Source organism: Micromonospora sp. KC723, assembly GCF_004348595.1.
GTDB lineage: Bacteria > Actinomycetota > Actinomycetes > Mycobacteriales > Micromonosporaceae > Micromonospora.
Map to the genome: position 1 here is coordinate 1 of NZ_SMKD01000009.1, position 18,461 is coordinate 18,461.

The 18,461-nt window shown below is 73.2% G+C and carries 18 protein-coding genes and 1 pseudogene; 7 read left to right on the top strand and 12 right to left on the bottom strand.

The window, feature by feature from the left end; translation table 11 throughout:
• From E1165_RS04005 to E1165_RS04040, 8 genes are all read right to left on the bottom strand, one after another.
• The coding region (locus E1165_RS04005; RefSeq protein WP_132387812.1) for a cellulose binding domain-containing protein at window positions 1-1,094 on the bottom strand (1,094 nt) is incomplete at its 3' end.
• A gap of 187 nt (window positions 1,095-1,281) precedes the next feature.
• Complete coding sequence (gene arfB, locus E1165_RS04010; protein WP_132387814.1) at window positions 1,282-1,707, bottom strand: alternative ribosome rescue aminoacyl-tRNA hydrolase ArfB; 426 nt, start codon at window positions 1,705-1,707, stop codon at window positions 1,282-1,284.
• Between the two features lie 10 nt (window positions 1,708-1,717).
• A complete protein-coding gene (locus E1165_RS04015; protein ID WP_132387816.1) occupies window positions 1,718-2,023 on the bottom strand; it encodes a hypothetical protein in 306 nt (101 codons plus the stop codon).
• 107 nt (window positions 2,024-2,130) lie between these two features.
• The gene (locus tag E1165_RS04020) at window positions 2,131-2,994 is read right to left on the bottom strand and encodes a S1C family serine protease (protein WP_132387818.1); all 864 of its coding nucleotides are present in this window, start codon (window positions 2,992-2,994) and stop codon (window positions 2,131-2,133) included.
• A 79-nt stretch (window positions 2,995-3,073) separates the two neighbouring features.
• Window positions 3,074-4,033, bottom strand: coding sequence for a VWA domain-containing protein (locus E1165_RS04025; RefSeq protein ID WP_132387820.1), 960 nt, complete (start codon window positions 4,031-4,033; stop codon window positions 3,074-3,076).
• Window positions 4,030-5,031, bottom strand: a complete 1,002-nt coding sequence (locus E1165_RS04030; RefSeq protein ID WP_132387822.1) for a DUF58 domain-containing protein — start codon at window positions 5,029-5,031, stop codon at window positions 4,030-4,032. Before E1165_RS04030 ends, E1165_RS04025 begins: the two co-directional genes overlap by 4 nt.
• A complete protein-coding gene (locus E1165_RS04035; RefSeq protein WP_132387824.1) occupies window positions 5,028-6,077 on the bottom strand; it encodes a MoxR family ATPase in 1,050 nt (349 codons plus the stop codon). The genes E1165_RS04030 and E1165_RS04035 overlap by 4 nt, the downstream gene beginning before the upstream one ends.
• Before the next feature lie 188 nt (window positions 6,078-6,265).
• The gene (locus E1165_RS04040; RefSeq protein WP_132387826.1) at window positions 6,266-6,787 is read right to left on the bottom strand and encodes a hypothetical protein; all 522 of its coding nucleotides are present in this window, start codon (window positions 6,785-6,787) and stop codon (window positions 6,266-6,268) included.
• A 348-nt stretch (window positions 6,788-7,135) separates the two neighbouring features.
• On the opposite strand from E1165_RS04040, the gene E1165_RS04045 reads away from it, so the two are divergent.
• Window positions 7,136-8,116 carry an endonuclease/exonuclease/phosphatase family protein gene (locus tag E1165_RS04045; protein WP_243704584.1) on the top strand — a complete coding sequence of 327 codons (981 nt, stop codon included), beginning with the start codon at window positions 7,136-7,138 and terminating at the stop codon, window positions 8,114-8,116.
• A gap of 81 nt (window positions 8,117-8,197) precedes the next feature.
• Here E1165_RS04045 and cimA read toward each other — a convergent pair whose 3' ends face one another.
• Window positions 8,198-9,781 (bottom strand): citramalate synthase, encoded by a 1,584-nt coding sequence (gene cimA, locus E1165_RS04050; protein ID WP_132387828.1) that lies wholly within the window; start codon window positions 9,779-9,781, stop codon window positions 8,198-8,200.
• A gap of 360 nt (window positions 9,782-10,141) precedes the next feature.
• Between cimA and E1165_RS04055 the strand changes: the two genes are divergently transcribed.
• The 4 genes and pseudogenes from E1165_RS04055 to E1165_RS04070 all read left to right on the top strand — a co-directional run.
• Entirely contained in the window at window positions 10,142-10,702 is a 561-nt protein-coding gene (locus E1165_RS04055) for a peroxiredoxin (RefSeq protein WP_132387830.1), read from the top strand.
• Window positions 10,703-10,704: 2 nt separating this feature from the next.
• Window positions 10,705-11,235, top strand: coding sequence for a carboxymuconolactone decarboxylase family protein (locus E1165_RS04060; protein ID WP_132387832.1), 531 nt, complete (start codon window positions 10,705-10,707; stop codon window positions 11,233-11,235).
• A 196-nt stretch (window positions 11,236-11,431) separates the two neighbouring features.
• On the top strand, window positions 11,432-11,890 hold the full coding sequence (locus E1165_RS04065) for a PRC-barrel domain containing protein (protein WP_132387834.1): 459 nt from the start codon (window positions 11,432-11,434) through the stop codon (window positions 11,888-11,890).
• Between the two features lie 145 nt (window positions 11,891-12,035).
• Window positions 12,036-12,134, top strand: a pseudogene (locus tag E1165_RS04070) (tyrosine-protein phosphatase); the annotation flags it as partial.
• A 55-nt stretch (window positions 12,135-12,189) separates the two neighbouring features.
• Here the strand turns inward: E1165_RS04070 and E1165_RS04075 are convergent.
• Complete coding sequence (locus tag E1165_RS04075; RefSeq protein ID WP_132387836.1) at window positions 12,190-13,287, bottom strand: branched-chain amino acid aminotransferase; 1,098 nt, start codon at window positions 13,285-13,287, stop codon at window positions 12,190-12,192.
• Window positions 13,288-13,516: 229 nt separating this feature from the next.
• The gene (locus E1165_RS04080; protein ID WP_132387838.1) at window positions 13,517-14,548 is read right to left on the bottom strand and encodes a 3-isopropylmalate dehydrogenase; all 1,032 of its coding nucleotides are present in this window, start codon (window positions 14,546-14,548) and stop codon (window positions 13,517-13,519) included.
• Between the two features lie 218 nt (window positions 14,549-14,766).
• Between E1165_RS04080 and E1165_RS04085 the strand changes: the two genes are divergently transcribed.
• Complete coding sequence (locus E1165_RS04085; RefSeq protein ID WP_132387840.1) at window positions 14,767-15,642, top strand: FAD:protein FMN transferase; 876 nt, start codon at window positions 14,767-14,769, stop codon at window positions 15,640-15,642.
• A gap of 362 nt (window positions 15,643-16,004) precedes the next feature.
• Window positions 16,005-16,364 (top strand): hypothetical protein, encoded by a 360-nt coding sequence (locus E1165_RS04090; protein WP_132387842.1) that lies wholly within the window; start codon window positions 16,005-16,007, stop codon window positions 16,362-16,364.
• A 118-nt stretch (window positions 16,365-16,482) separates the two neighbouring features.
• Here the strand turns inward: E1165_RS04090 and serA are convergent, their stop codons facing one another.
• Window positions 16,483-18,081 carry a phosphoglycerate dehydrogenase gene (gene serA, locus E1165_RS04095; protein ID WP_132387844.1) on the bottom strand — a complete coding sequence of 533 codons (1,599 nt, stop codon included), beginning with the start codon at window positions 18,079-18,081 and terminating at the stop codon, window positions 16,483-16,485.
• Between the last annotated feature and the right edge of the window lie 380 nt (window positions 18,082-18,461).

Sequence of the window (18,461 nt, forward strand, 5' to 3'; positions counted from 1 at the left end):
GTGGGGATGGTGGAGCCGCCGGCCAGGAAACCGAAGGTGGTCTCGGCACCGGGGGTCAGCGCACCGTTCCAGCCCACGTTGCGCGCGGAGACCGCGGTGCCGGTCTGGGTCAGCTCGGCGTTCCACACCTGGGTGATCCGCTGACCGTCGGAAAGGGTGAACCCGACCCGCCAGCCGGTGGTGCGGGCGGTGCCGGTGCTGCGGACGGTCACCTCGCCCTGCCAGCCGCCCGGCCACTGGCTGATGGTCCGGTAGGTCGCGGCGCAGGCCACCGACGGCGGCGCCCCGGTGGGGCTCACGGTCGGACTGGTGCTGGGGCTCACGGTCGGACTGGTGGTCGGGCTCACGGTCGGACTGGTGGTCGGGCTCGGGCTGGCGCCGGAGAGGGCGGCCACCAGGGCCGGGTACCAGCGGTCGGACATCTTCCGGTCGCCGGCGGCGTTGGGGTGCACCCCGTCGTAGGTGTCGGTGGCCGTGCTGAAGCCGGTCCACTGGTCGACCACCACGACCGGCGACCGCTCGGTGGTCTTGCCCGCCGCCCAGCCGTCGATGGCGTTGTTGAGGGCCACCACCCGCTGCCCGCACTCGGCGCAACTGGCCGGAGCCATCGGGATGATCTTCGCGACGATCACCCGCATCGCCGGGTTGCTGGCCCGCATCTGGTCGACCAACTTCGAGTAGGCGGCCAGAATGGTGCTCGGCGGGATGTTGCTCCACACGTCGTTGGTGCCGAAGTGCATGAGCACGATGTCGGGGCGGGTGGCCGAGAGCCAGCCGGGCAGCAGGTTCTGGTTGGCGACGTTCGTCGCCAGGTATCCGCCGTGGCCCTCGTTGTCCCCGTCGTGCGGCTGGCCGCAACCCTGGGGGCCGAGGGTGCCGACGAAGTCGATGTCGGTGTGGCCGGCGGACTGGAGCCGGTTCCAGAGAATGGCCCGCCAGCAGCCGGGCGACCCGGTGATCGAGTCGCCGAGCGGCATGATCCGCACCGGCGCGGCGGCCGTACGGGCGGGAGCGGCGTCGGACAGCCCGAGCAGGGTGAGGGGGACGGCCGCGAGCGCGGCGAGCAGGGCGGAGACGAAGGACCTTCGGCGCATGGTGAGGGAACTCCTGTCGCGTCGACGACGTGCGATGGATGACGGCCCTTGCTCCCGGCGTCATTCCAGCATCGAACATCGTCGAACTCAATGTTCGTACCCGTCGGATCACGCGGGCGGGACCGGTGCCGGCAGGGCGGATCCGGCCGCGAGGCGCCGCCCGACACCGCCCGGTCGCGCCGAAGAGTCAGTCCCCGTCGACCCGCCGGTCCCGTTTGCGCTGCGACTGGCGCTTCTTGTCGGCGAGCCGACGCTCCTTGGCGCCCCGGGAGGGCCGGGTCGGCCGACGGGGCGCAGGCGGGGGCGCGACGGCCTCGCGCAGCAACGCCGCCAACCGCTCCCGGGCCGCCTCCCGGTTGGCGAGCTGGGCCCGGTGCTCGCTGGCGGCGACGGTCAGCACCCCGTCGACCAGTCGCCCGGCGAGCCGGTCCAGCGCGCGGGCGCGCAGCGCCGGCGCCAGGCTGGCGGTGCCCGCCAGGTCGAAGCTGAGCTCCACCCTGGAGTCGGTGGTGTTGACCCCCTGCCCGCCCGGACCGGACGATCGGGAGAAGCGTTCCCGCAGTTCGGCGGAGGGAACGACCCACCGGTCGGTCACCCGCAGTCCATCGTCCACAGCTGTGAGGCTAGCGCCCCTTCACGCCGGCCTTGGTGGAAGCGGTCGGAGAAGGGCTGGGGGCCGGCTCGGCGCGCTCGTGGTCGGGGCCGACTGCGGCGTACGCGACGGCGCCGACGAGCAGCAACGCGATCACCCCGACCTTGGTGGTGACCGCCCGGACCAGCAACCACGCGGTCCGGCGGGCGCCGGGCACCGCTTTCTTGGCGGCCTTGTAGTCGGTCCAGCCGCGTCTGGCCCGGGCGTACTGTGCGCCCACGCCCCATCCGAGGAAGAGTCCCACCGCCAGCAGGACCCCAACGAGAGGAAGCTCCACCCACGCCAGTATCCACACCGTGCGTGATATTTCTATGGTCCGATGGTCCCACGCCGTATATCTGACAGTTCTGCCGTTACGGCCACTCTCCGGCGGGCCTGCCCGGTTCAGCCACCTTTGCCGATGATCGTGTCGGCGGTCTGCTGGACCTGGTCGATCGGGATGGCGAATCCGATGCCGATGGAGCCGTTGCCGTCGATGGTGGCGATGGCGGTGTTGACCCCGACCACCTCACCCCGGGCGTTCACCAGCGGACCGCCGGAGTTGCCCGGGTTGATGGACGCGTCGGTCTGCACCGCGCTGCGACGGTTGGTGCCCAGGCGCACCTGACGGTCCAGCGCGCTGACGATGCCCGCGGTGACCGTGCCGGGCAGCCCGAGCGGCGAGCCGACCGCCAGCACCGGCTCCCCCACCCGGGTCGAGCGGGGCTTGGCCAGCGGCAGCGGGGCGAGCCCGGCGTCCGTCGGCACCTTCAGCACCGCCAGGTCGCTGCCCGGCTCCCGGCCGACCACCTCGGCGGCGTACCGGCGGCCGTCCGGCAGCTCCACCGTCACGGTGCCGCCGCCACTTCCCTTGGCCAGGATGTGGTCGTTGGTGATGATGTGCTGCTGGTCGTCGATCGCGAAACCGGAGCCGCTCGCGCCGGTCCCGGCCCCACCGGCCATCACCGACACCACGCCCGGCACCGTCCGCTGCGCGGCGGTCACCAGTTCCGCGGGCACCGGCGCGGCGGAGGCCGGCGTCGCTCCCGGGCCGCCGTCGTGGCCGGCCACCCAGGCGCCGGCCGCCGCGCCGGAGACGGTGGAGAGGGCGACCACCGCCGCCGCGGTGAGCAGCCGCCCGCGCCAGCGGCGCCTCGACGGGTCCTCCCCCGACCCCGGTACGTCCCACCGGAACCGTCGGTCCGGCCCCAGCTCGGGCGAGACGAACCAGGGACCCCGCGGCTCACCCAGACCGGTCTGTGCTGCCATCCACCCGCTCCTCACTGTCGCTGTGCCCGGCCCCACCCCGGTCGGTCCTCCAGCGGGGCGGGGCGGTCGTCGTGCCGGCTCAGGGCAGCCGGGAGAACCACCGCATGGACCCGGCGGCGGCGGCCATGGCGAACACCAGCCCGAGGCCGATGAACCGGGCGGAGATGTCCTGGCGTTCCGTGCGCCAGCCCACCGAGGAACCGATGTCCTCGTACACCTCGCGCAACTCCCGACTGCTGCTGGCCTCGTGGAACCGGCCCCCGGTGTCCTCGGCGACCGCCTTGAGGGTCTGCCCGTCCACCGGGACCTGGATCGGCCGACCGCCCCGGTCCACGAAGCCGCCGGGCGTGCCGAAGGAGATGGTGTGCACCGGAACCTTCGCGGCCACCGCCGCCGAGGCGGCCTCCATCGGGTCCATGCCCGAGGTGTTCGCGCCGTCGGAGAGCAGGACGACCCGGGCCGGCGGCGGCTGTTTCGCCGCTTTCCCGTCCAGGCTCTTCACCGCGCCGAGGCAGGCGCTGATCGCCTCGCCGATCGCGGTGCCCTGCACGCCGGTGATCCCTTCGGCGAGCCGGTCGATCCCCTCGTGCAGGGCCTCCCGGTCGGTGTTCGGCGGCACCAGGACCGCCGCGCTGCCGGCGAAGGCGACCAACCCGACGTTGAACTCGTCGGGCAGTCCGTCCACGAAGCGGCGGGCCGCCTCCTTGGCCGCCGCCAGCCGGTCCGGCTCCACGTCGGTGGCGAGCATCGAGGTGGAGACGTCGACGGCCACCATGACGGTGGCCCGTTCCCGAGGCACCCGCACCTCGGCCTCCGGCCGGGCGAAGCCCACCACCAGCAGTGCCAGCATCGCCAGGAACAGGCCGGCCGGAACGTGCCGCCGCCAGGCGGGCCGGACCGGTGCGACCTGGTCGAGCAGCCGCAGGTTGGTGAAGCGGACGGCGTACCGGCTCCGTCGGCGCTGGGCGAGCAGGTAGCCGACGGCCAGCGCGAGCACCCCGAACAGCAGCAGCAGCCGGGCGGGTGACTGCCAGGTCACGCGGAACCTCCCCGGGTCGCGGCGGGCGCCGCCGCGAGGCGGCGCTGGGTGTGCACGTGGCGCACGATGTCGGCGGTCCAGTCCCGGTCGGTGCGCAGCGCCAGGTGGGTCGCGCCGCACCGGCGCAGCATCCGACGCACCTGGTCGCGTTGGGCTGCGGCGGCGCTGGCGTAGCGGCGGCGCAGGGCGGCGTCGCCGGTCCACACCTCCCGCCGGTGACCGGTCTCGGGATCGACCAGCGTGATCAGTCCGACGTCCGGCAGTTCCAGCTCACGGGGGTCGGTGATCTCGACCGCGAGCACCTGGTGGCGGGCGGCGAGCCGGCGCAGCGCCGGCTCCCACGGGGCCGGCTCGTCGTGGTGCGCGGGCAGGCCGTCGAGAAAGTCGGAGACCACCACGACCAGGCCGCGCCGGGTGGCGACCCGCTGCACCGCGGCGAGCGCCGCGCCCAGTTCGGGCGGGGCGGCTGGGGGCTGCCCGGTGTCGTGCCCGCCGGCGCGAGGAGCGGCCAGCAGCGCCCGGAGCAGGCTCAGCAGGTGGGTACGGCCGCCGCGTGCCGGGAAGCGGCGCAACCCGCCCGAGGTGAGCACCTGGGCGCCGAGCCGGTTGCCGGTCCCGGCGGTGAGGAAGCCGACCGCGGCGACGGCGGCCACCGACAGCTCCCGTTTGTCCAGTTCCGCGGTGCCGAACTCCATGCTCGGGCTGGCGTCCACCAGCAGCCAGGTGGTGAGTTCCCGGTCGGCGTCGACCTCGCGGACGTGCGGTACGGCGGTACGGGCGGTGACCGCCCAGTCCATCCGGCGTACCTCGTCCTCGCCGGGCCGGTACTCACGGCTGCCGGCGATCTCGCTGCCCGGTCCGGGCAGCAGGCCCCGATGCTGCCCCTGGAGCAGCCCGTCCAGGCGGCGGGTCACGGTCAGTTCCAGCCGGCGCAGCCGCTGGTCGGGGGCGAGGTCGGCCAGTCCGGGGGCGGGCGGCGGCGCGGCGGCGCGCCTCATGCCGCCGCCAGGTCACGGGCGTGCTCGGGCTGCCCGGCGGCCAGCGTCGGCGGTGGCACGGCCTGGACCAGCCGGCGCACCACCGCCTCGGGGGAGATCCCGTCGGCGACCGCGTCGAAGGAGAGCACCAGGCGGTGGGCGAGGACGTCCACCGCGAGTTCCCGCACGTCCTCGGGGAGCACGTACTCCCGGCCGCGCAGCAACGCCTGGGCCCGCGCGGCGGCGACCAGGCCGAGGGTGGCCCGGGGGCTGGCCCCGTACGCCAGCATCGGGGCGATCTCGGGCAGCCCGAACCGACCCGGGTCGCGGGTGGCGAGGATGAGCCGGACGACGTACTCCGCGACGGCGTGGTGCACGAAGATGTGGGCGGCCCGCCGTTGCATCTCGCGCAGCCGTCCGGGGTCGAGCACCTGGCGGGGCCGGGGCCGGTCGCCGCTCATCCGGTAGAGGATGGCCAGTTCCTCGGCATCGTCCGGGTAGTCCACGACGATTTTCATGAGGAAGCGGTCGCGCTGCGCCTCGGGGAGCTGGTAGACCCCCTCGGACTCGATCGGGTTCTGGGTGGCGAGCACCAGGAAGGGCTCCGGTACCGGCCAGGTGCGGCCGCCGATGGAGACCTGCCGTTCCGCCATCGCCTCCAGCAGCGCGGACTGCACCTTCGCCGGGGCCCGGTTGATCTCGTCGGCCAGCACCAGGTTGGCCATGATCGGGCCCAGTTCGACGTCGAAGCTCTCCGTCGACGCGCGGTAGATGCGGGTGCCGACGATGTCGGAGGGGACGAGGTCGGGGGTGAACTGGATGCGGGAGAAGGTGCCCCCGACGACCGTGGCGAGGGTTTGCGCGGCGAGGGTCTTGGCCACGCCGGGTACGCCCTCCAGCAGGCAGTGCCCATCGGCGACAATCGCGGTGAGCAGGCGTTCGACGAGCCGATCCTGCCCGACGATCACCCGTTTGACCTCGATGAGCGTCTGTTCCAGCCCGGTGCCGGCCGGGTCCTCCGCGGCCGGGGTGGGCAGGCTGGCCAGGGTGTCCGAGATGTCCGTCACGGTGCTTGCTTCCCGGGCCGCCGGGTGGGCAAACCTCGGAATTCACGCGCAGGCCGGGCGATTGGCCGCCAACCGGTACGACCCGCCCGCTGGCCGTCGCAACCGCCGCAAGAGCCCCCAACCCGGCCGTCACCGGGACAGACGGGTGCCGGCCCCCACGTCCGCGGGGGCCGGCACGTCGCCTGTGGTCAGTTGGCCACGAGGAGGTGGAACGGACGGTCCGCCGGGGTGCCGGCCGAGTTCCGGGTCTGGACGAAGACCCCGTTGATGGTCGACAGCCGAGGGGCGACCGAGATCTCGCCCGCCGGCGGGATGTTGAACTGGTCCGTGGTGCCGATCGTCGCCTGGTACGACTTGCGGCTCACGTCGTAGTTGAACAGCACCTGGTACTGGCCGGGGCCGTACCGGGTGACCGAGACCGCCTCGGGGGAGCCGCGCAGCAGGCTGCCGCCGCTGCTGCTGACGGCCCAGGCCACCGTGCCCGGAGCGGTCGCCTGCGCGCCGACGGCGTCGAGCGCCGCGCGGGCCCGCTTGGCGTCCGCCGCCGAGACGGGCGGCTGGCCGGCGCCGGAGGACCGGGCAGCGGGCTGGGCGATCTCGGCAGAAGCCTTGGTCGTCGGCTGGGCGGTGGCGATCCCGCCGCCCGCCAGGGTGAGCGCCAGGACGCCGAGCGTTACCGCCGCCGCCTTGCGCCTGAAGAATGTGGCCATAGCAGGTCTCCCTTTGTGTGACCGTGGTGATACGGCCGACTCGCGTTCCCCGCGGGTCGGATAACAGCTGCGGAAAGGCCGGGAAAGCGAGGGAAAACCCCTTGCCCCGCACCGCGAGAGGTCGACCGTGCCACCTCCCGCACCCGGTCTGACCAGGCATTACTACGCTCTGTTGGGGCGCCTCAACCAGGAGGAACGTAACCCTCTAAAAGCTGCCCGTCAATAGCTGGTCAGCGCGTTTCGGCATGGTGTCGACAATTGGCGAGAAACGCGAGCGGGGAAGGGCGCGCCATTCATGAAACGACGGCGCACCGATTGACGGGGGATTCCCGCTACGCTGGCTCCGTGATCGACACTGTCGTGCCGCACCGCCTCGACCACCGAGCCGCGACCATCGTTTGCCGGCTCGCGGTGGTACCGGGCGCGGCCTGGGCGGTGGTGCGCCTCGGCGGGCTGGAACGCGGGCCCCTGGTGCAGGCGCTGGCCTTCACCCCGTACGTCGCGGCCGGGAGCGTGCTGGTGCTGGCGCTGACACTGGCCCTGCGCCGCCGCTGGCCGGCGGTGGTGGCCGCCGTGACGGCGCTGACCCTGGTCGGCGTGGTGGCCCCACGGGCCGTCGCGTCCGGGCAACCCGCCGTCGACGGGCCGGCGCTGCGGCTGCTCACCGCCAACCTGCTCAAGGGTGGGGCGGACGCCCGTGCCCTGGTCGACCTGGTCCGCCGGCACCAGGTGGACGTCCTGGCCGTGCAGGAGTTCACCCCGCAGGCGCAGGCCGCGCTGGACCGGGCCGGCCTGGCCGACCTGCTCCCCCACCGGCAGCTCAACCCGGAGGCCGGCACCACCGGCTCCGGGCTCTACGCGCGCCACCCGCTCGCCGCCGGCGGGTTCCGGCGCAACAGCGGCTTCGCCTTCACCCAGGCGTACGCGACGGTCACGGTCCCCGGTGCGCCGCCGGTACGGGTCGAGTCGGCCCACCCGGCCGCCCCGTACGCGCTCGACGTGGTCGACGACTGGTTCACCGACCTGCGGGCGCAGCCGCGCGCCACCCCCGCCGGGCCGTTGGGCATTCTCGCCGGCGACCTCAACGCCACCCTCGACCACGCCCCGCTGCGCGCCCTGCTGGACAGCGGGTACGTGGACGCGGCCGACGCGGCCGGGGCCGGGCTGGCCGGCACCTGGGGTCCGTACGACGGCGACCCGATCCCGCCGGTCACCATCGACCACGTCCTGGTCGACCGCCGCATCGCCGTGGACGCGGTCGAGGTGCACCGCGTCCGGGGCACCGACCACCGCGCCGTCCTGGCCCGCCTGCGCCTGCCCGGTTCCTGACCCGCCGGCACGGCAGGCAGCCCGGCCGGCCCCGTGTGGGCGATCAACCGGCGAGCCGGCGACGCCGCCGGGGCGGGCGGGTCAGACGCGGGTGCGGTCGAGGCCGTAGGTGAGGGCGTCGACCAGGGCGTGCCAGGATGCCTCGACCACGTTGGGGTGGACGCCGACGGTGGTCCAGTCCCGGCCCGCGCCGTCGGCGGTCTCCACCAGCACCCGGGTGACCGCGCCGGTGCCGTGGCTGCCCTCCAGGATGCGGACCTTGTAGTCGGCCAGCTCGAAGTGCCGCAGCTCCGGGTAGTGCCGGGACAGTCCGACCCGCAGCGCCTCGTCCAGGGCGTTGACCGGCCCGTTGCCCTCGGCGGTGGCGATCACCCGCTCGCCGCGTACCCGGATCTTCACGGTCGCCTCGGAGACCACCGAGCCGTCCTCACGGTGCTCGACCAGCACCCGGTACGACTCCAGCGCGAACGGCCGCACCGGTTCGGCGCCCGGCAGCTCGGAGCGGACCAGCAGCTCGAACGAGGCGTCGGCGGCCTCGAACGACCAGCCCCCCGCCTCCAGCTCCTTGACCCGGCTGGTCACCTTCGACAGCGCCTCCGGATGGCCGGCCAGGTCCAGGCCGAGCTCGCGGCTCTTGAGCTCGACGCTGGCCCGGCCGGCCATCTCGGTCACCAGGATCCGCATGTCGTTGCCCACCACCGACGGGTCCACGTGGTTGTAGAGCAACGGGTCGACCTTGATCGCGCTCGCGTGCAACCCCGCCTTGTGAGCGAAGGCCGCGGCCCCGACGTACGCCTGGTGGGTGTCGGGGGCGATGTTGGCGATCTCGGCGATGGCGTGCGAGACCCGCACCATCTGTGCCAGGCAGCCGTCCGGTAGGACCGGCAGCCCGAGCTTGAGCTGGAGGTTGGCGACGACCGCGAAGAGATCGGCGTTGCCGGGGCGCTCGCCGTACCCGTTGGCGGTGCCCTGGAAGTGCCGGACGCCGGCCTCGACGGCGGCGATCGTGTTCGCCACGGCGCAGGCGGTGTCGTTCTGGCAGTGGATGCCGAGCAGTTCCGGGGCGACCCCGGTGCGCGCGGTGAGTTCGGCGATGGCCCCGCTGATCTGGGACGGCAGCATCCCGCCGTTGGTGTCGCAGAGCACGAACCGCTCGGCACCCGCGGCGAGCGCGGCCTCCACCACGGCCGCGGTGTACGCGGGGTCGTGCCGGAATCCGTCGAAGAAGTGCTCGCCGTCGACGAAGACCCTGCGCCCCTCGGCCACCAGGTGGGCCACCGTGTCGCGGATCATCGCCAGGTTCTCCGCCCCGGTGGTGCGCAGCGCCCGCTCGACGTGCCGGGTGTCGGCCTTGGCGACCAGCGCGACGGCCGGGGTCTCGGCGTCGAGCAGGCCGCGTACCTGCGGGTCGTCCTGCACCGCCACGCCGGCCCGGCGGGTGGCGCCGAAGGCGACCAGCACGGCGTGTTTCAGGTCCAGTTCGGTACGCGCCCGGCGGAAGAACTCGGTGTCCTTGGGCACCGCCCCCGGCCAGCCACCCTCGATGAAGCCCACTCCGAACTCGTCGAGCAGCCGGGCCACCGCCAGCTTGTCGACCACCGAGTAGCTGAGCCCCTCGCGCTGGGCGCCGTCGCGCAGCGTCGTGTCGTACACCTGGAACGTCATGGGAGTCCCTTCTTCGCGGGCTGGAAGCAACTGGGGAGCAACAAAAAGACCCCCCGCGGGGTGCGGGAGGTCTGCGCGCTCGGCGGAGGGGAGGCCGGCGCGCTAGGTGCCAATAATCAGGACGGTGCTGCTCACGGTCGCCACTCTGCCACTGCTGACCGCTTTCTGGGAGCACAATCCACATGGCAGGACGGCGACTCGAGGTACGCAATACCTGATCCACCCCCGCATTGCGGGCAGAACTTGCCATTGGTGATGGACTTCACAAGTCACCCGGTCGCCACCAGGAGGAAACATCGCTACGAAAGTATCCGGAACCGATCCAGTTACCGGCCCCGGTGCCGCTGTCAAGGAGGACCAGTGCTCACTGTCGGTGATCGCTTCCCCGAGTACGAACTCACCGCCTGCGTCTCGCTCGACGCCGACCAGGCGTTCGAGACGATCAACCACAAGTCCCACGAGGGCAGGTGGCGGGTCGTCTTCTTCTGGCCGAAGGACTTCACCTTCATTTGCCCGACGGAGATCGCCGAGTTCGGCCGGCTCAACGGCGAGTTCGCCGACCGAGACGCCCAGGTGCTCGGCGTCTCGGTGGACAACGAGTTCGTGCACTACGCCTGGCGCAAGGACCACCCGGACCTGCGCGAGCTGCCGTTCCCGATGCTCAGCGACATCAAGCGCGAGCTGACCGCCGCCTGCGGCGTGCTCGGCGAGGACGGCGTGGCGCAGCGGGCCACCTTCATCGTCGACCCGGACAACGAGATCCAGTTCGCGATGGTCACCGCCGGTTCGGTCGGCCGGAACGTCTCCGAGGTGCTGCGGGTGCTCGACGCGCTGCAGACCGACGAACTGTGCCCGTGCAACTGGAACAGGGGCGGCGCCACCCTCGACGCCAACGCCCTCCTCGCCGGCGCCGGGGCCTGACGATGGGTCTGGACGCGATCAAGGCGGCGTTACCCGAGTACGCCAAGGACATCAAGCTCAACCTCGGCTCGACCGTCGGGACCTCCACGCTCAAGCCGGAGCAGGCCTGGGGCACCGCCCTGGCCTGCGCCGTCGCCGCGCGCAACCCGCGGGTGCTCGCGGAGATCGCCGACGAGGCCGGCACCCACCTGACGCCGGAGGCGGCCGAGGCGGCAAAGGGCGCCGCCACGATCATGGCGATGAACAACGTCTACTACCGGGCCAAGCACCTCATCGGCGACGAGCAGTACGCCTCGATGCCGGCCCGGCTCCGGATGCAGATCATCGCCCGACCGGGCGTGGACAAGGGCGACTTCGAGCTGTGGTGTCTCGCCGTCTCGGCGGTCACCGGCTGCGGGGTCTGCCTGGAGTCGCACGAGAAGGCGCTGCGCGCCGCCGGGTTCACCCGAGAGCAGGTGCACGAGGGGCTGCGCATCGCCGCCGTCGTGCACGCCGCCGCGGTGGCGCTCGACGCGCAGGCCGCCCTGGCCTGAACCGTACGGTCCGACGGGCCGGCGCCGCCACCGTGCGGTGCCGGCCCGTCGGCGTTCTCGCCCGGACCGGTCGGACAACCCGGCCGGGCGTGACGGGTACCGGGGTGTGGGAAACCGCCGGACCGGGTACCTGATCTTCGAACGAGGAAGCCTCACCGCCGAGACGGCTGTCGACAGCCGAGGCAGGAGTTCACCCATGGACCGGCTCGACCCGCAGGCCACCCACGGCACTACCGACCCGATCGTCGACGACGGCCAGGGCGCGGTCGCGGGCGGTGCGCCCGGCGGCGCCTTCAACCCGTGGAGCTACCGGGACGAGGCCGGGGTGACCGACGCCGACCTGGTCGGCTACAAGGTCGAGGCCACCGACGGCGGTATTGGCAAGATCGACAGCGCGAGCCACGAGGTCGGAGGCAGCTACCTCGTCGTCGACACCGGTCCGTGGGTCTTCGGCAAGAAGGTCATGCTGCCGGCCGGCACCGTCAACCAGGTCGACCACGACGACCGGAAGGTCCACGTCGACCGCAGCCGGGACCAGATCAAGGCCGCCCCGGAGTACGACGAGACCAGCCACAGCGACCCGGCGTACCGGGACACGCTGGGCGGCTACTACGACGAGACGTACGGCAACCTGCCCCCGGGCACGGCCCGCTGACTCCGACGGCCGGTGCGGCGTCCGGCGCGCCGGACGCCGGGCCGGGACTGGCCGAGCACGGACGGCCGGTGGCCGTGGCCGCGCCACCCACTACCCGTCCGGTGTGGACGACGTCGAGCCCGCCCGCCATCTCCCCTTCGTCGTCATGTTCAACCGCCGCGACGTGGGCGGCTATCCCGCCCGCGACGGCCGTGCCGTGCGCTGTGGGCGGCTCTACCGCTCCGACACCCCGCACAGGCTCAGCCCGAACGGTGACCGCCGGACACCCGCGGGGCGGGCCGGCGGTCACCGTCGACGGCTCAGAGGACGCGCTGCACCCAGCCGTACGGATCCTCGGCCTCGCCGCGCTGGATGGCGACGAGTTGCTCCCGCAGCGCCATCGTGGCGCGACCGGGACCACCCTCCCCGACGAGGAACTCCCCGTCGGGGAACCGCACCCGGCCGATCGGGGTGATCACCGCGGCGGTGCCGCAGGCGAAGACCTCACGCAGTCGACCACTGGCCGCGTCGGCCTGCCAGTCGGCGAAGCTGACCGGCCGCTCCTCGACCCGGTGCCCGGACCGGGCGGCCAGGGCGAGGACGGCGTCCCGGGTGATGCCCGGCAGGATGGTGCCGGTCAGCGGCGGGGTGACCAGGGTGTTGTCGTCGTACACGAAGAAGACGTTCATGCCGCCCAGTTCGTCGACGAAGCGGCGCTGCACCGCGTCGAGGAAGACCACCTGCTCGCAGCCCGCCTCGATCGCCTCGGCCTGCGCGGCCAGCGAGGCGGCGTAGTTCCCGCCGCACTTCGCCGCGCCGGTGCCGCCCGGGGCGGCACGGGTGTAGTCCGGGGAGACCCAGACCGTGACCGGCTCGACCCCGCCGGCGAAGTACGCCCCGGCGGGCGAGGCGATGACGCAGTAGAGGTACTCGTTGGCCGGGCGGACGCCGAGGAAGACCTCACTGGCGAACATGAACGGGCGCAGGTAGAGGCTGGCGTCGGGGCCCTCCGGGATCCAGCCCCGGTCGATCTCCACCAACCGCCGCAACGACTCGACGAACGTCTCCGCCGGCAGCTCCGGCATGGCCAGCCGGTGCGCGGAGGCGATGAACCGGGCGGCGTTGGCCTCGGGCCGGAACATGGTGACCGAGCCGTCCGCGGCCCGGTACGCCTTCAACCCCTCGAAGATCTCCTGCGCGTAGTGCAGGACGGCGCTCGCCGGGTCCATCGGGATCGGGGCGCGGGCCTCGACCCGGGCGTCGTACCAGCCCTTGCCCTCGGCGTAGCGGACGGTGACCATGTGGTCGGTGAAGACCCGGCCGAAGCCCGGATTGGCCAGCAGGGCGGCCCGGTCGCCGGCGGATACCGGGGCGGGATTCGGACGGATCTCGAAATCGAGCTTGTCACCACCGCTCATCGCGCTGACCTCCCTGAAGGTTGAACGGCGCGCGGGACCGCACGCCGACGTCGTGCCAGAAACCTACCCCGAACGGTCGTTCAGCGGATAGCTCCACACCGGCGGATCAGGGGTACCCGATCGGCGTGGCGGGAGCGTCGGATCCACCCGACAGCGGGGGTGACACGGCCCGGCCCGGGATCTGGCGGACCCGGTGCCGGACCGGCGGAAACGGGCGACGCTGCGCCCGTCAGGTTACGGCGTACCCGGCAAGCCGGTCGCCGACCTCCTCGGTGCGCAGGGGTACGCCGCAGGTGCGGTTGGCCAGCTCGGTGGCGACCGCGGCGGTGACCCGGGCGGCGGCGTCCGGGTGGCCCAACTGGTCGAGCAGGAGGGCGACCGAGAGCACCGCGGCCACCGGGTCGGCCAGCCCCTTGCCGGCGATGTCCGGCGCCGAGCCGTGCACCGGCTCGAACATCGACGGGTACGCCCCGGTGGGGTTGATGCAGCCGCTGGCCGCCAACCCGATACCGCCGGTGACCGCGGCGGCGATGTCGGTGAGGATGTCGCCGAAGAGGTTGTCGGTGACCACCACGTCGTACCGTTGCGGCTGGGTGACCAGGAACATCGCGGCCGCGTCGACGTGCTGGTACTCGGTGGTCACGTCCGGGTGCTCGGCGGCGACCGCCTCGAACGCGCGCGCCCAGAGCGACCCGGCGTGGGTCAGCACGTTGGTCTTGTGCACGAGCGTCACCTTGCGCCGCTCGCGGCGGGTGGCGCGGGCGAAGGCGTCGCGGATCACCCGCTCCACCCCGTGCCGGGTGTTCAGGCTCTCCTCGGTGGCGACCTCGGCGGGGGTGTCCCGGTGCAGGGATCCGCCGGCGCCCGCGTAGAGCCCCTCGGTGCCCTCCCGGACCACCACCAGGTCGACCTCACCCGGCTTGACGGTGGCCAGCGGGCCCGACACGCCCGGCCAGAGCCGGGAGGGACGCAGGTTGACGTACTGGTCGAAGGCGAAGCGGAGCTTGAGCAGCAGACCCCGCTCCAGCACGCCCGGCGGCACGGTGGGGTCGCCCACCGCGCCCAGCAGGATGGCGTCGTGCCCGGCCAGCTCGGTCAGCACCGAGTCGGGCAGCACCTCGCCGGTTCGGTGGTAGCGGGCCGCGCCGAGGTCGTACTCGGTGGCCTCGATCCCGGGGAGGACGGCGTCGAGCACCTTGCGGGCCTGCCCGACCACCTCGGGTCCGATCCCGTCCCCGGCCACCACCGCGATCCGTGCCACCTGGCGCTCCTCACCTCGTCGTTCCCGTGCACCGTACGTCGCCGTCCCGCCTCCCGGTACACGTCTTCCAACATGCGGGAAATCAGCATGCTCAGCAGGCTCCCAGGTGGCATTCATGGTGCGGTCATCTCCACTACCTAGGGTCGACCACGTGCGGGTCACGGGGGCTCGCCACGGATCCGTCGCGACGACGCGACGCGGTCAGCGAAGGAGCAGCTATGCGGATCGACCAGCGCCGCGGGGCGGCGGGACTCGACGAACAACCGCGCACCCGGTGGATGGACCAGGCGGCGTTCACACTGCGCCGGCCGGATCTGCGCCTGGGCACCCGCAGTCACCGTGTCGACCGGGCCGGTGAGCCCACCAGCGACCGGATCGCCGCCACGCACACCGTCCGCACCAGCACCGCCGAGTACACCCTGCTGCTCAACGCCGCCGAGCACGTCGGCCGCCGGGCCATCGGTGACGCGTTGCGTGACGCCGTCGCCGAGCTGCGTGCCATCGACCTCACCTACGGCCCCAGCCGCCCGGACAGCCTGGTCTCCCGGCTGCGCCGGGGCGAGATCAGCCCGGAGTCGTACCCGCCGCTGGCCGACCTGGTGGACCGGTGCGCCGCGATGCGCGCGGCCACCGACGGATGGTTCGACGCCTGGGCGGTGCCCGGCGGCTTCGACCCGGGCGGCCTGCTCAACGGCTGGGCGGTGGAACGGGCCGCGGCCCGGCTGCGCGCCGCCGGCATCACCGACTACGCGGTGCTCTCCGGGGCCGACCTGACCGTACGCGGACACGCCGCGCACGGCGGCCCGTGGCGGGTGGCCGTGCACCACCCGACCGACGGGCGGCGCGCTCCCCTGGTGCTGGAGATGACGGCCGGCGCGGTCGGCACCTCCGGAGTGAGCGGCCGGCACGGGCACGTGGTCGACCCGCACACCGGTGAGCCGGCCGCGCACATGGTCGCGGCCACCGTCGTCGGGCCCGACCTGGCGGTCGCCGACGCCTACGCCACGGCGCTGTACGCCGCCGGCCCCACGGGTCTGGCGTGGTTCCGCAACGGATCGGGATATCAGGCTCTCTTCGCCCACCGGCGCCGCTGAGCGCGCCGGGGCGCGTCGGCCGGCCCGTGGAGGGGGTCCACGGGGTGGCGCGGTCGACGGGCCCGCGATCGGCCCCCACGGTTTCGGCAACGACCGTGGGGGCCGTTCAGCGACGAGTGCGCGTGGCTCGCGCAATCGAGGGGTGCGGACCCGGTCGGCCGGACGCCTGACCTCGCCACCCGAAGACGGGCCGGGCGCCTCCACTCAGGCCGGTGACCGCACGGGTACGCTAGCGAATCGGCGCAACTCGACGCAAGAGTCTCCACAGCGGACCAACACGGTGACCGCCGACGTGTCACGTTCCCGCTAACCTCGGCGGGGTCGTTGCAGGAGGGTGAACGGCGGATGGCACGCTGTCCGCCGTGAGTTTCGATCTGAGCGTGTGGGCCGTGCCGGCCGGAGCCACGCCCGACGACGTCCGGGCAGCGGTACGACAGTGCCGCGAGGGGGGACGCCACGGCGACCGGCACCCGGACCCGCGGGTCGTCGCCTTCTACCGGGCCATCACCGCCACGTACCCCGACCGACCCACCGGCGGAGGCACCCCGTGGGCGACCCTCCCGCTGCACACCGCCAACGACCACATCGAGCTGTACCTCGTCCCGACCTGCGCGGACCAGGTGCTGCTCGACATCGAGCGGCTGGCCGGCGAACACGACCTGATGCTCTTCGACGCCCAGGACGGCTCGGTCTACCCGCCGCCGTCCCGCCTCGCGCGCTGACCACCCGGCCCGCCGCGCACCGCCCGGCCCCAGCCGGCGGCGCGCCGGTACGGGCTGACCCGGGACACGCGCGGGGGCCCGGCCGAAACGGCCGGGCCCCCGCGACGTCGTGTCCGGACTACTCGTCGCGCAGGTCCGCCGCGCTCGCCGCGGTGGCCCCGATCGAGTCGGCCGCCGAGGTGAGCAGGTCCGCACCCAGGGCCTGGTCGACGGTGAGGGTCATCAGCGTCTCGCCGCCGGCCTCCCGGCGCGCGACCTGCATCGCGGCGATGTTGATGCCGGCCGCGCCGAGCAGGGTGCCGACGGTGCCGACCACCCCGGGGCGGTCGGCGTAGCGCAGGAAGAGCAGGATGCCCTCCGCGCCGATCTCGACGTCGAAGCCGTCCACCTCGGTCAGCTTGACGACGTCGCGGGCGCCGGTGTGGGTGAGCGTCCCGGAGACGCTGACCGTACGGCCGTCCGGCAGTGCGCCGCGGACGGTGACCAGGTTGGGGTGGTCGATCGTCTCGGCCTGGGTGACCAGGTTGACCTCCACCCCCCGCTCGGCGGCCAGGTGCGGGGCGTTGACGTAGGTGACCTGCTCCTCCACCACGGAGCTGAACAGCCCCTTGGTGGCGGCGAGCTTCAGCACCGACACGTCGTTGTTGACGATCTCGCCGCGTACCTCGACGGTGACGCTGGCGGCGACCCCGCCGGCCACGGCGGTGAACGCCCGGCCCAGCTTCTCGGCCAGCGGCAGCAGCGGGCGGACGTCCTCGGCGACCACGCCGCCGGCCTGGACGTTCACCGCGTCCGGCACGAACTCGCCCTGCAGGGCGAGCTTGACGCTCTTGGCCACGGCCAGGCCGGCCTTGTCCTGCGCCTCGTGGGTGGACGCACCCAGGTGCGGGGTGGCCACCACGTTGTCGAAGGCGAACAGCGGCGAGGAGGTGCAGGGCTCCTTGGCGTACACGTCGACGCCGGCGCCGGCGACCCGGCCCTCGGCGATCGCGTCGGCCAGGGCCTGCTCGTCGACCAACCCGCCCCGGGCGGCGTTGACGATCCGCACGCCCGGCTTGACGATCGCCAGCTCCTTCTCGCCGATCAGGCCCACGGTCTCCGGGGTCTTCGGCAGGTGGATGGAGATGAAGTCGCTCTCTCGCAGCAGCTCCTCCAGGCCCACCAGGCGCACGCCGAGCTGGGCGGCGCGGGCCGGCTGGATGTACGGGTCGTACGCGATCAGCCGGGTGCCGAAGGCGGCGATCCGCTGGGCGAACAGCACGCCGATGCGGCCGAGGCCGACCACTCCGACCGTCTTGCCCTGGAGTTCGACGCCGGTGTACTTGGACCGCTTCCACTCCCCCGCCTTCAGCGCCGCGCTGGCGGCGGCGGTGTTGCGGGCCACGGCGAGCAGCAGCGCGACGGCCTGCTCGGCGGCGGAGACGATGTTGGAGGTGGGGGCGTTGACGACCATGACGCCCCGCGCGGTGGCGGCCGGCACCTCGACGTTGTCCAGACCGACGCCGGCCCGGGCGACCACCTTCAGCCGCGGCGCGGCGGCGATCGCCTCGGCGTCGATCTGGGTGGCACTGCGCACGATCACCGCGTCGGCCTCGGCAAGCGCGGAGAGCAGGGCCGGACGATCGGCGCCGTCGACGTGGCGTACGTCGAAGTCGTGCGCAAGCACCTCGATGGCGGCGGGGGCGAGTTCTTCGGCGATCAGTACGACAGGATTCATCGGTCCTCGTAGACGTCGTATGTGGTCGGCCTGGAGCGTCGGGACGCCGCGCTGAGCCCCGCGCTGATCCGTGCCATGGCCGTCAGGTGCCGGCTACGCACCTATTCATGGATCGTAGGGGGCGCTCCGGCCGAGGTGCCTTGAGGTGCGGGGTGAGGGCCCTCACACAGTCCGTCGCACGCCGGTCATCCCCTGTTCATCCGCCGCCCGCGGGCGGACGTGCCGCAGCCGCAGCCGCTGTCCGGGCGGGGCCGGCGGGGCTCCTTCGCGAGCCCCTGCCACCACGCCGGACCGAGGCCCTGGTCACCTCTCCCAGCACGTGGGAAGCCGGCCGGCATCGGGATTGATCCACTTGGTGGGTGGCACCGGTGCTCCGGACC

Coding starts and splice junctions, on each gene's coding strand:
- E1165_RS04020 (WP_132387818.1), bottom strand. CDS start 2,994: ATGGCAGCACAGACCGGTCTGGGTGAGCCGCGGGGTCCCTGGTTCGTC.
- E1165_RS04030 (WP_132387822.1), bottom strand. CDS start 5,031: ATGAGGCGCGCCGCCGCGCCGCCGCCCGCCCCCGGACTGGCCGACCTC.
- E1165_RS04040 (WP_132387826.1), bottom strand. CDS start 6,787: ATGGCCACATTCTTCAGGCGCAAGGCGGCGGCGGTAACGCTCGGCGTC.
- cimA (WP_132387828.1), bottom strand. CDS start 9,781: ATGACGTTCCAGGTGTACGACACGACGCTGCGCGACGGCGCCCAGCGC.
- E1165_RS04060 (WP_132387832.1), top strand. CDS start 10,705: ATGGGTCTGGACGCGATCAAGGCGGCGTTACCCGAGTACGCCAAGGAC.
- E1165_RS04065 (WP_132387834.1), top strand. CDS start 11,432: ATGGACCGGCTCGACCCGCAGGCCACCCACGGCACTACCGACCCGATC.
- E1165_RS04075 (WP_132387836.1), bottom strand. CDS start 13,287: ATGAGCGGTGGTGACAAGCTCGATTTCGAGATCCGTCCGAATCCCGCC.
- E1165_RS04085 (WP_132387840.1), top strand. CDS start 14,767: ATGCGGATCGACCAGCGCCGCGGGGCGGCGGGACTCGACGAACAACCG.
- serA (WP_132387844.1), bottom strand. CDS start 18,081: ATGAATCCTGTCGTACTGATCGCCGAAGAACTCGCCCCCGCCGCCATC.